Genomic DNA, 11516 nt, shown 5'->3' on the forward strand with positions numbered 1-11516 from the left:
ATTATAGCATTTTTTTGGACGAGGCTGAATAAGCTTTCAATAGAGTATGTCTGGAATCAGGAGGTCGATAGCAGGATGAACTGGTATGGAATGCGAGCACATGAAGTGGAAGAAAGAACGAATACGAATGTAAAGGTTGGACTTACAGAGAAAGAAGCAGAAGGGCGAGTAAAGAAATTTGGTACTAATGAATTAGAAGAAGCAAAAAGGCCTTCTGCACTAATGGTATTTTTAGCACAGTTTAAAGATTTTATGGTACTCGTTTTGTTTGGAGCAACAATTGTTTCTGCGTTTTTAGGTGAATACATTGATTCTATTGCTATTGTTGCCATTGTTATTATCAATGGTATTCTCGGCTTTTTTCAAGAAAGAAAAGCTGAAAAATCATTGGAAGCTTTAAAGGAACTAGCCGCTCCGCAAGTTACTGTAATGCGGAATGGAAAGTGGGTAAAAGCACCATCTAAAGCACTTGTTTTAGGTGATATTATTAAGTTTTCCAGTGGTGATCGTATTGGGGCTGATGTGCGTCTTGTTGAGGCATCAAGTTTATATATTGAAGAGTCTGCTTTGACAGGGGAGTCCGTACCTGTACAAAAGAAGGTAGAAGCATTGCAAGGGCAAGATGTTGCAATTGGGGATCAAAAAAATATGGCTTTTATGGGGACAATGATTACGCGAGGATCTGGTACAGGAGTCGTTGTAGCAACTGGTATGAATACAGCGATGGGGCAAATTGCAAATATGTTGCAAAATGCAGAGCAAATGGAAACGCCACTGCAAAGAAGGTTAGAACAGCTCGGAAAAATATTAATTATTGTAGCTCTTATTTTGACAGCGCTCGTTGTATTGGCTGGTGTGTATCAAGGGAATGAAGTATATCATATGTTTTTAGCTGGCGTATCGCTAGCTGTTGCGGCTATTCCAGAAGGATTGCCAGCAATTGTTACAGTAGCTTTATCACTTGGTGTACAGCGTATGATAAAAAAGAGAGCAATTGTAAGGAAGTTACCGGCCGTAGAAACGTTAGGCTGCGCTTCTGTTATATGCTCTGATAAAACGGGAACAATGACGCAAAACAAAATGATGGTAACACATATGTGGTCAGGCGGAGAATTGTGGAAAGTGACAGGGCAAGGATATGAACCTAATGGCTCTTTTATGAAAGGTGAAAAAGAAGTGAATCCAGCTAAGACAAAATCACTTTATCAGCTACTTACATTTGGTTCACTATGTAACAATGCAAATATTATTCAAAAGAAAAAGGCGTACGTATTAGATGGAGATCCGACAGAGGGAGCGCTTGTAGCTGCAGCAATGAAAGCTGGGATAACACGTGAGGCATTAAAAGGGAAATTTGAAATTATTCGTGAATTCCCCTTTGATTCAACTCGAAAAATGATGAGTGTTATTGTACGAGATCGAGAGGGGAAAAAGTTTATTGTTACGAAAGGAGCACCGGATGTTCTTTTGCAACTGAGTCAAACAATCTTATGGGGGGATAAGCAGCAGCCGTTAAGTGAGCTATATAGAAAAGAAGTACAGGCGGCTATTCATAGCTTAGGTAGTCAAGCGCTTCGAACAATTGCAGTTGCGTTTAAACCTTTAAAAGTCACGGATTCTATTGAACATGAAAGAGACGTTGAAAAAGATTTTATGTTGGTTGGAATACAAGGTATGATTGACCCGCCAAGGCCAGAAGTGGCGCAGGCGGTAAAAGAGTGTAAAGAAGCTGGTATTCGAACAGTAATGATTACAGGTGATCATAAAGTGACAGCAATGGCGATTGCTGAACAATTAGGAGTTTTACCACCAGATGGACGCGTTGTTGAAGGAGTAGAACTCGCGAATATGGATGTGGAGGAATTAGAAAATGTTGTAGAAGATACGTATGTATTCGCTCGTGTATCACCTGAGCATAAATTGAAAATTGTTAAGGCACTGCAAAATCAAGGACATATAGTAGCGATGACAGGTGATGGAGTGAACGATGCTCCAGCGATAAAAACAGCGGATATTGGGATAGCGATGGGAATTACAGGGACAGATGTTGCGAAAGAAGCCTCTTCACTTGTTTTACTAGACGATAATTTTGCTACAATTAAATCAGCAATTAAAGAAGGAAGAAATATATATGAGAACATACGTAAGTTCATTCGCTACTTATTGGCGTCAAATGTTGGAGAAATTTTAGTTATGTTATTTGCGATGTTACTTGCATTACCACTGCCGATGGTTCCTATTCAAATTTTATGGGTGAACTTAGTTACTGATGGTTTACCAGCGATGGCATTAGGTTTGGATAAGGCTGAAGGAGATGTGATGAAGAGAACACCGCGTCACCCGAAAGAAGGGGTATTCGCTAGAGGGCTTGCGTGGAAAATAATAAGTCGAGGGTTTTTAATTGGAGCAGTGACGTTAGTGGCGTTTATTATTGCGTATAACCAACATCCAAATGAACTGAAATATGCACAAACTGTAGCGTTCGCGACGTTGGTACTTGCTCAGCTTATTCATGTATTTGATTGTCGTAGTGAGCATTCTGTCTTTCACCGTAATCCATTTGGGAACGTGTATTTAGTAGGGGCGGTTATTATTTCGTTACTACTCATGCTAGTGGTTATATATTATCCACCGTTACAACCAATCTTTAGCACAATGCCGATACAAGCAAGAGATTGGTTATTAATTGGAGGTTTATCATCAATTCCGACTTTCTTACTAGTAGGTTCTTTATTAACAGGGAAAAAGACTAAGAAGAAAAAGCCGATATTATATAAGAAGGGATTAAACTTGAAATAGTCAATGTTATGAAAATGTGATATAATTTACAGAAGGTAGTAGAGCCTTGTCTCTATTACCTTTTTCATTGAGTTATTTTATGGCTTGGATGTGATAAAAATGATTTCTAGTATGACAGGGTTTGGAAGATCGAAAGTAGAAAGTGATACTTTTCAAATTACAGTAGAAATGAAATCGGTGAACCACCGTTTTTTAGAGATGAGTATTCGACTTCCTAAGCAAATGATGGTATTTGAGGACAAAATTCGTAAAATAATTGCACAGCAAGTTCGACGTGGACGCATTGAAGTGTCTATTAGTATAGCGGGTGAAGGACTTGTTGAAAGAAAATTAAGTGTGAATTGGTCACTTCTTGAGCAGTACCAATCGATGATGGAAGATATAAAAGGGAAATTTCAATTACAAGATTCTATTACACTTCAGCAATTAATGGCAATGCCAGAAGTAACAGCAATTGAAGAAATAGAAAATGTAAATGAACATTTTGAGAACAGTTTATATGAGGCTGTTCGTCAAGCTGCTCATATGTTGAAAACGATGAGAGATGGCGAAGGAGAACGATTACATAAAGATATAGCGTATCGTTTACAAGAGATTAGCAATTGTGTAAATGCAATTATTCCACATGCACCAATTGTTACACAAAAATATCGTGAACGATTAGAAAATCGCTTAAAAGAATTACATAATCAAGATCTAGATGAACAAAGATTGCTAACAGAAGTCGCAATCTTTGCAGAGCGTTGTGATATTCATGAAGAGTTAGTTCGTTTGCAAAGTCATTTAGAGCAATTTCGTGAAACATTGCAGATTGAAGAGCCTGTTGGAAGGAAAATGGATTTCATCGTGCAAGAGATGCATAGAGAAATTAATACGATTGGTTCTAAGGCAAATGACTTAACAATTTCAAAATATGTTGTAGAAATGAAAAATAACCTTGAAAAAATTCGTGAACAAGTACAAAATATTGAGTAGCTTTCAAAAAATATATAAAGTTATACGTGGTGGAGAAATCGGATAGACTTACTAGGAGGCGCAAACTATGGCCATGCGGTTTTTAAATATTGGATACGGAAATATTGTATCTGCTCATCGAATTATTGCTATTGTAAGTCCGGAGTCAGCTCCTATTAAACGAACAGTACAGGAAGCACGCGAACATAATGCTTTGCTTGATGCTACGTATGGGAGAAAAACAAGGGCGGTTATTGTTATGGATGATGGGCATGTTGTATTAAGTCCAATTCAACCAGAGACGATTGCACATCGTTTGAATAATAAAGAAGATTTAAGTGAGGAAGGGTAGGTTTTACATATTTATGAGAAGTAGAAGAGGATTGCTCATCGTTCTTTCAGGGCCTTCTGGGGTTGGAAAAGGGACGGTTCGTAAAGAGCTGTTTAGCCATGAGGATACACGTTTTCAGTACTCTATTTCAGTAACGACACGTAAGCCGCGTGAAGGTGAAGTAGATGGTGTGGATTATTTCTTTAAAGAAAGAGAAGAATTCGAGGAAATGATTCGTAATGAAAAATTACTTGAGTGGGCTGAGTTCGTAGGTAATTATTACGGAACACCGATTGACTATGTTGAAAAAACATTACAAGAAGGAAAAGATGTATTCTTAGAAATTGAAGTGCAAGGAGCAATTCAAGTTAAGAAAGCTTTCCCAGAAGGTGTATTTATTTTCTTAGCACCTCCAAGTTTATCTGAACTAAAAAGCCGTATTGTCGGACGTGGTACAGAGACTGAAGATGTTATTGAAAATCGTTTAACTGTAGCGAAAGAAGAAATCGAGATGATGGACGCTTACGACTATGTAGTAGAAAACGATCAAGTTGAATTAGCTTGTGATAGAATTAAAGCAATTGTGGTTGGCGAACATTGCCGCCGCGAAAGGGTAGCAAAATATTATAAAGAAATGACGGAGGGTCTATAATTATGTTAAATCCATCAATTGACTCATTACTACAAAAAATCGATTCTAAGTACACATTAGTAACAGTAGCTGCAAAACGCGCGCGTGAAATGCAACTTGCTAATAACTGTGTTGTAGAAAAACCTGTTTCTCATAAATGTGTAGGTAAAGCATTAGAAGAAATCGATGCAGAAGCATTAAGCTACGTACCAAGTGAAGATAAAGTAGCTGAATAAGCCTTTGCCTTCGACAAAATAAAACATAGACTTTATAATTTTCTATGTAACGGTAACAACCTATTTACAAGTAGGTTGTTATTTTTTTACGAAAGGAATGAAATATTGGTACTGACGAGCTGAGAATTCTATTTCAGTATTATAAGTTTGAAAAAGAAAGAGGACGAGTCATATGCTAAAAGGGAAAAAGATACTTCTATGTGTAACAGGAGGCATTGCGGTTTTTAAAGCAGCTGCGTTAACGAGTAAATTGACACAATCTGGCGCGATTGTAAAAGTAATGATGAGTGAGTCGGCAATGAAGTTTGTTACGCCTCTTACATTCCAAGCGCTTTCTCGCCATGATGTATATACGGATACATTTGATGAGAAAGACTCAGCTGTTATTGCTCATATTGATTTAGCAGATTGGGCGGATGTTGTACTTGTCGCACCTGCTACTGCCAATTGTATTGGAAAGTTAGCTGGTGGTATTGCAGATGATATGATTACAACTACTTTGTTAGCTACTACAGCTCCGGTATGGATTGCGCCTGCTATGAATGTGCATATGTATGAAAATAAAATAGTTCAAAAAAATATGATGACATTGAAAACGCTAGGATATACATTTATTGAGCCTGGGGAAGGCTTTTTAGCATGTGGATATGTAGCGAAGGGACGACTAGAAGAACCTGAAGCAATTATTGCACGGTTAGAGGAAGCTTTCTCAGAACACAAACCATTGCAGGGAAAAAGAATATTAATAACTGCTGGCCCAACACGTGAAAAGGTTGATCCAGTTCGTTTTATGACAAATTTTTCTTCTGGAAAAATGGGGTATGCGATTGCGGAAGTGGCAGCGAATTTAGGCGCTGATGTTATACTCGTTTCAGGACCGACAGCATTAAATCCACCGTTACATGTAACGACAGTGCAAGTGGAATCTGCACAAGATATGTTAGAAGTGGTTCTTCAACATTATAAAAACGTAGACGTTGTCATTAAAACAGCAGCAGTTGCAGATTATCGTCCGAAATATGTTCATGAGAATAAAATGAAAAAGCAAAATGGTGATGCTGTCATTGAACTTGAAAGAACGGTGGATATTTTAAAAACGTTAGGTCAGAAAAAGGATAAACAGTTACTTATCGGTTTTGCTGCTGAAACGACAAATGTAGAGGAATATGCAACGAAAAAACTACGTGAGAAAAATGCAGATATGATTGTCGCGAATGATGTAAAAGCGCAAGGAGCTGGATTTGGCACGGATACGAATATTGTAACAATGTATAGAAAAGATGGAAAAGTTATTGAGTTGCCACTTTTAATGAAAAAAGAGGTAGCTCGTGAAATATTGAAGCAAATTGAAATGATGTTAGAAGATGATCGTTTATGAAATTTGCAAGTGTAATTGTTGATGTACCTGCTCGTCAGACAGATCGACCATTTGATTACATTATCCCTAAAAAATGGGAAGATATTGTACAGACAGGAATGCGTGTAGTAGTTCCGTTTGGCCCAAGAAAATTGCAAGGTTTTATTATTGGGATTAAAGATTCGGTGGATGTAGAAAGTAAGAAGTTAAAGACAATCCATGAAATATTAGATGTAACACCGGTTTTAAATGATGAATTATTAAAGCTTGGATATTGGCTTACAAGTGAAACGTTATGCTACATGATTTCAGCTTTTCAAGTGATGCTTCCAACTGCGATAAAAGCAATGTATAAAAAACGTCTACAACTTTGTAAACAGGAAGAAATAGCACCTGAAATACTATATTTATTTCAGGATAAAGAAGCAATTGATTTTGAAGTAATCGAGCAACAGCCACATTTATACCGAACTATTCAACAAGAAATTAAAAATGGTACGGTTGAAGTCGTTTATCAAGTGAAAGATAAAGTACAAAAGAAGAAGCAAAGAGTGGTTCAGCCGGAGTTGCCAGAAGATAAATTGGAATTAGCGGCATTTGAACTGAAAAGTAAAAAACAACAAGATGTACTTTATTATTTTGTGGAAAATTATAAAAGTGCACCGTTGAAAGTAATTACAGAAGAGTTACAAATAACAGATGCTCCAATAAAAGCACTTGTTAAAAAGGGATTCATTTCAGAAAAGTATGTGGAAGTATACCGAAATCCGTATGACGATGATGATTTTGAACAAACAAAACCATTTCCGCTTACGGAGGAACAAAAACAAGTTATTACACCGATTTTATCATCAATTACAAATGAAACTTATAATCCATTTTTACTATATGGTGTTACAGGAAGTGGAAAGACAGAAGTATATTTACAATCTATAGCAGCAGTGCTCAAGAAAGGAAAAGAAGCTATCGTTCTTGTTCCTGAAATTGCACTAACGCCCCAAATGGTGGATCGTTTTAAAGGTAGGTTTGGCTCACAAGTTGCAGTTCTTCATAGTGCGTTGTCTGTTGGAGAAAAGTATGACGAGTGGCGTAAGATTTTAAGAAAAGAAGTGAAAGTTGTAGTTGGTGCGCGTTCAGCTGTTTTTGCGCCTTTTGAGAATTTAGGGATTATTATTATTGATGAAGAGCATGAATCAAGTTACAAACAAGAAGATAATCCGAGGTATCATGCAAGAGATGTAGCTGTCTGGAGAGGACAATATCATAAATGTCCTATCGTTCTTGGTAGTGCGACACCAACACTTGAATCGTTTGCAAGGGCGAAAAAAGGTGTTTATGAACTATTAACAATGGAAAAACGTATGAATGAACAAGCTTTACCAACGGTAGAGATTGTTGACATGCGAGAAGAACTTCGTGACGGGAATCGATCAATGTTTTCTAAGGCGCTGCATGAAAAAATAGCAGATCGATTAGAAAAGAAAGAACAAATGGTACTCTTTTTAAATAGAAGAGGTCATTCTACATTTGTTATGTGCCGTGATTGTGGGTATGTTGTTCAATGTCCGCATTGTGATATTTCATTGACATATCATAAAATGAATCATCGTTTAAAATGTCATTATTGTAGTTACGAAGAGAATATGCCAACTGAGTGTCCAGCTTGTCAAAGTACATACATTCGTTTCTTTGGTACAGGTACACAAAAGGTAGAAGAAGAAATTACAAAACTATTTCCAGAGGCACGAGTCATTCGAATGGATGTAGATACGACAAGTCGAAAAGGAATGCATGAAAAATTATTAAAGGCGTTCGGGGAAGAAAAAGCAGATATATTACTCGGAACACAAATGATTGCTAAAGGATTAGATTTTCCGAAAGTAACGCTCGTTGGGGTGTTAACTGCAGATACGATGCTTCACTTACCTGATTTTCGGGCGAGTGAAAAGACATATCAGCTATTGACGCAAGTAAGTGGACGAGCGGGTAGACATGAATTGCCAGGGGAAGTTGTGATTCAAACGTATACGCCAGAACATTACAGTATAGAGTTAGCGAAGAACCAACAATATGATGTGTTTTTTGACCAAGAAATGCAAATGAGACGAACAAGACAATATCCCCCATATTACTATGTTGTACTCGTAACTGTATCTCATTCTGAATTATTAAAAGCGGTACAAGTGACGGAAAAAATTGCCTCGTATTTACGAACGCATTGCTCACAGCAAACAATGGTGCTAGGACCAGTTGCTTCAGCGATTCCAAGGATAAAAGATAGATATCGTTATCAATGCATGATAAAATACAAACGGGAACCAAACTTAAAGAACGTGCTCAAAATGGTAAATGAACATTATCAAGCAGAAATGCAAAAAGAGCTACAAATCTCAATTGATTTTAATCCAACAATGTTAATGTAGCGGAGGGAAATATGGCAGTTTTAGAAATAATAAAGCATCCAAATGAAGTGTTAGAAACACCATGCGAAAGAGTAATTAACTTTGATAAAAAGTTAGTGAAATTGTTGAAAGATATGCATGAAACAATGTTAATTGCGGACGGAGTCGGTTTAGCTGCGCCTCAAGTAGGTGTAAGCTTGCAAGTAGCGGTTGTTGATGTCGATGATGATACTGGGAAAATCGAGTTAATCAATCCATCAATATTAGAAAAACGTGGTGAACAAGTAGGTCCCGAAGGCTGTTTAAGCTTCCCGGGACTTTATGGTGAAGTAGAACGTGCCGATTATATTAAAGTAAGAGCACAAAATCGCCGTGGGAAAGTATTCTTATTAGAAGCGGAAGGATTTTTAGCGCGTGCAATTCAACATGAAATCGATCATTTACACGGTGTTTTATTTACATCGAAAGTGACAAGATATTATGAAGAAAACGAACTAGAATAGGTGTTAAAAGGAGCGGTTTTTAAATGATAAAAGTAGTGTTTATGGGAACACCGGACTTTTCAGTGCCGGTGCTTCGTCGTCTTATTGAAGATGGCTATGAGGTAGTAGGTGTTGTGACGCAACCTGATCGTCCAGTAGGTAGAAAAAAAGTATTAACACCTACACCTGTTAAAGTTGAAGCGGAAAAACATGGTATCCCTGTGTTACAGCCGTTAAAAATTCGTGAAAAAGATGAATATGAAAAAGTATTGGCATTAGAGCCAGATTTAATTGTAACAGCTGCATTTGGGCAGATTGTACCAAATGAAATTTTAGAAGCACCGAAGTATGGATGTATTAATGTTCACGCTTCTTTACTTCCTGAACTTCGTGGTGGTGCACCAATTCATTATGCAATTATGGAAGGTAAAGAAAAAACAGGTATTACAATTATGTATATGGTAGAAAAATTGGATGCTGGTGATATCTTAACGCAAGTGGAAGTTGAAATTGAAGAGCGTGAAACGACAGGCTCATTATTTGATAAATTAAGTGAAGCAGGAGCACACCTTCTATCTAAAACAGTACCTTTATTAATTCAAGGTAAGTTAGAACCGATTAAACAAAACGAAGAAGAAGTAACGTTTGCGTACAATATAAAACGTGAGCAAGAGAAAATTGATTGGACAAAAACAGGTGAAGAAGTATACAATCACATTCGCGGATTGAATCCATGGCCAGTTGCTTATACAACTTTAGCAGGACAAGTTGTTAAAGTATGGTGGGGAGAAAAAGTGCCTGTAACTGAACCGGCTGAAGCAGGTACGATTGTTGCAATCGAAGAAGATGGTTTTGTTGTAGCAACTAGTAATGAAACAGGTGTTAAAATTACTGAATTGCAACCTTCTGGTAAAAAGCGTATGAGTTGTTCACAATTTTTACGTGGAACAAAACCTGAAATTGGAACGAAGTTAGGAGAAAATGCATGAGACAAAATGTTCGTGAATTAGCTCTTGATGGTTTAATTCAAGTGGAAAAAAGTGGTGCATATAGCAACTTACTTTTAAATAATCTAATTGAAAAAAGTACAATTGATAGAAAAGATATTGGTTTATTAACTGAAATTGTATATGGAACGATTCAACGTCGTGACACATTAGATTATTATTTACAGCCTTTTCTAAAAAAGAAGGTTGAGGCGTGGGTAAGAGTATTGCTTCGCTTATCTTTATATCAAATGATTTATTTAGACCGAGTGCCAGAAAGAGCGGCTATTCATGAAGCGGTTGAGATTGCAAAGCGTCGCGGGCATAAAGGAATTGCTGGTATGGTGAACGGTGTATTACGTTCGATTCAGAGAGAAGGTGTACCTTCTGTAGATGAAATCAAGGATCCAGTAGAACGTCTTGCAATTGCGACGAGTCATCCAGTTTGGCTTGTACAAGAGTGGACTTCTGCATATGGCTTAGAAACTGCAGAGAAAATGTGCGAAGTAAACATGTTACCACCTGTACCAACAGCACGTGTGAATGTTGATAAGGTAACGGTAGAAGAAGCGATTGAGTTGTTGGCAAGTGAAGGTATAGAAGCAAAACGTGGTGACTTGTCAGATGATGCAATTCAGATTGAAAGAGGAAATGTAGCGCATACAGAAGCGTTTAAAAAAGGATTTCTTTCTATTCAAGATGAAAGTTCTATGCTTGTAGCACGCGCTTTAGAACCGAATACGGGAGATGCAGTTCTTGATAGTTGTGCTGCTCCAGGCGGAAAAACAGCGCATATCGCGGAACGATTAAAGGGAACTGGTAAGGTCATGTCCCTTGATTTACATGCACACAAAGTACGTTTAATTAAACAGCAAGCAGAGCGACTTGGTCTAGAAAATGTCGAAACAAAAGCGCTAGATGCTAGAAAAGTGCAAGAGCACTTTGCAAATGAAACGTTTGATAAAATATTGGTAGATGCACCGTGTTCTGGATTTGGTGTAATTAGACGTAAACCTGATATTAAGTTAGGAAAAGATAAAGGTGATAGTGAAAGATTATCGACGATTCAAATTGCAATACTAGAAAAAATAGCACCATTATTAAAACAAGGCGGTCGTCTTGTTTATAGTACGTGCACAATTGAGAAAATAGAAAATGAACAAGTAATAGAGAAATTTTTACAAGAACATCCTGAATTTGAATGGGATACTACGCTTAAAGAGCGTATGCCAGAAAAATTAACTCCGTATATTGATGAAGGTCAAGTACAAATTTTACCGCATTATTTTGCGACGGATGGCTTTTATATTGCTTGTTTAAGGAAGAAGGTGTAGCATC

Annotated in this window: 10 protein-coding genes; all 10 read left to right on the forward strand. The window is 37.3% G+C overall.

From position 1 onward, the window contains the following. The first annotated feature begins 75 nt into the window (after positions 1-75). The 10 genes from GBN78_RS02270 to rsmB all read left to right on the forward strand — a co-directional run bounded on the left by GBN78_RS02270 (position 76) and on the right by rsmB (position 11512). Positions 76-2799 (forward strand): calcium-translocating P-type ATPase, SERCA-type, encoded by a 2724-nt coding sequence (locus GBN78_RS02270; RefSeq protein ID WP_001104777.1) that lies wholly within the window; start codon positions 76-78, stop codon positions 2797-2799. 99 nt (positions 2800-2898) lie between these two features. Continuing rightward, positions 2899-3774: a YicC/YloC family endoribonuclease gene (locus tag GBN78_RS02275; protein WP_000625869.1), complete on the forward strand. Its 876-nt coding sequence runs from the start codon at positions 2899-2901 to the stop codon at positions 3772-3774. A gap of 67 nt (positions 3775-3841) precedes the next feature. Beyond that, positions 3842-4105: an extracellular matrix/biofilm regulator RemA gene (gene remA, locus GBN78_RS02280; RefSeq protein ID WP_001251456.1), complete on the forward strand. Its 264-nt coding sequence runs from the start codon at positions 3842-3844 to the stop codon at positions 4103-4105. Between the two features lie 13 nt (positions 4106-4118). Beyond that, a complete protein-coding gene (gene gmk / locus GBN78_RS02285) occupies positions 4119-4736 on the forward strand; it encodes a guanylate kinase (RefSeq protein ID WP_001257741.1) in 618 nt (205 codons plus the stop codon). Between the two features lie 2 nt (positions 4737-4738). After that, entirely contained in the window at positions 4739-4951 is a 213-nt protein-coding gene (gene rpoZ / locus GBN78_RS02290; protein ID WP_000933960.1) for a DNA-directed RNA polymerase subunit omega, read from the forward strand. Between the two features lie 172 nt (positions 4952-5123). Continuing rightward, the gene (gene coaBC, locus GBN78_RS02295) at positions 5124-6329 is read left to right on the forward strand and encodes a bifunctional phosphopantothenoylcysteine decarboxylase/phosphopantothenate--cysteine ligase CoaBC (RefSeq protein WP_000911751.1); all 1206 of its coding nucleotides are present in this window, start codon (positions 5124-5126) and stop codon (positions 6327-6329) included. Beyond that, positions 6326-8731, forward strand: coding sequence for a primosomal protein N' (gene priA, locus GBN78_RS02300; protein WP_152126896.1), 2406 nt, complete (start codon positions 6326-6328; stop codon positions 8729-8731). Before coaBC ends, priA begins: the two co-directional genes overlap by 4 nt. A gap of 11 nt (positions 8732-8742) precedes the next feature. Then, positions 8743-9213, forward strand: coding sequence for a peptide deformylase (def, locus tag GBN78_RS02305; protein ID WP_000279455.1), 471 nt, complete (start codon positions 8743-8745; stop codon positions 9211-9213). A gap of 23 nt (positions 9214-9236) precedes the next feature. Then, positions 9237-10181: a methionyl-tRNA formyltransferase gene (fmt, locus tag GBN78_RS02310; protein ID WP_000598805.1), complete on the forward strand. Its 945-nt coding sequence runs from the start codon at positions 9237-9239 to the stop codon at positions 10179-10181. Further along, a complete protein-coding gene (gene rsmB, locus GBN78_RS02315; RefSeq protein ID WP_001249682.1) occupies positions 10178-11512 on the forward strand; it encodes a 16S rRNA (cytosine(967)-C(5))-methyltransferase RsmB in 1335 nt (444 codons plus the stop codon). Before fmt ends, rsmB begins: the two co-directional genes overlap by 4 nt. Positions 11513-11516 lie beyond the last annotated feature (4 nt).

The sequence above is a fragment of the Bacillus sp. B2-WWTP-C-10-Post-4 genome (assembly GCF_009183805.1).
Lineage (GTDB): Bacteria > Bacillota > Bacilli > Bacillales > Bacillaceae_G > Bacillus_A > Bacillus_A cereus.

What these genes read in the sequence shown, in the direction of transcription:
- fmt (WP_000598805.1), top strand. Translation starts at nt 9,237, where the DNA reads ATGATAAAAGTAGTGTTTATGGGAACACCGGACTTTTCAGTGCCGGTG.
- gmk (WP_001257741.1), top strand. Translation starts at nt 4,119, where the DNA reads ATGAGAAGTAGAAGAGGATTGCTCATCGTTCTTTCAGGGCCTTCTGGG.
- rsmB (WP_001249682.1), top strand. Translation starts at nt 10,178, where the DNA reads ATGAGACAAAATGTTCGTGAATTAGCTCTTGATGGTTTAATTCAAGTG.
- coaBC (WP_000911751.1), top strand. Translation starts at nt 5,124, where the DNA reads ATGCTAAAAGGGAAAAAGATACTTCTATGTGTAACAGGAGGCATTGCG.
- GBN78_RS02275 (WP_000625869.1), top strand. Translation starts at nt 2,899, where the DNA reads ATGATTTCTAGTATGACAGGGTTTGGAAGATCGAAAGTAGAAAGTGAT.
- def (WP_000279455.1), top strand. Translation starts at nt 8,743, where the DNA reads ATGGCAGTTTTAGAAATAATAAAGCATCCAAATGAAGTGTTAGAAACA.
- GBN78_RS02270 (WP_001104777.1), top strand. Translation starts at nt 76, where the DNA reads ATGAACTGGTATGGAATGCGAGCACATGAAGTGGAAGAAAGAACGAAT.
- priA (WP_152126896.1), top strand. Translation starts at nt 6,326, where the DNA reads ATGAAATTTGCAAGTGTAATTGTTGATGTACCTGCTCGTCAGACAGAT.
- rpoZ (WP_000933960.1), top strand. Translation starts at nt 4,739, where the DNA reads ATGTTAAATCCATCAATTGACTCATTACTACAAAAAATCGATTCTAAG.
- remA (WP_001251456.1), top strand. Translation starts at nt 3,842, where the DNA reads ATGGCCATGCGGTTTTTAAATATTGGATACGGAAATATTGTATCTGCT.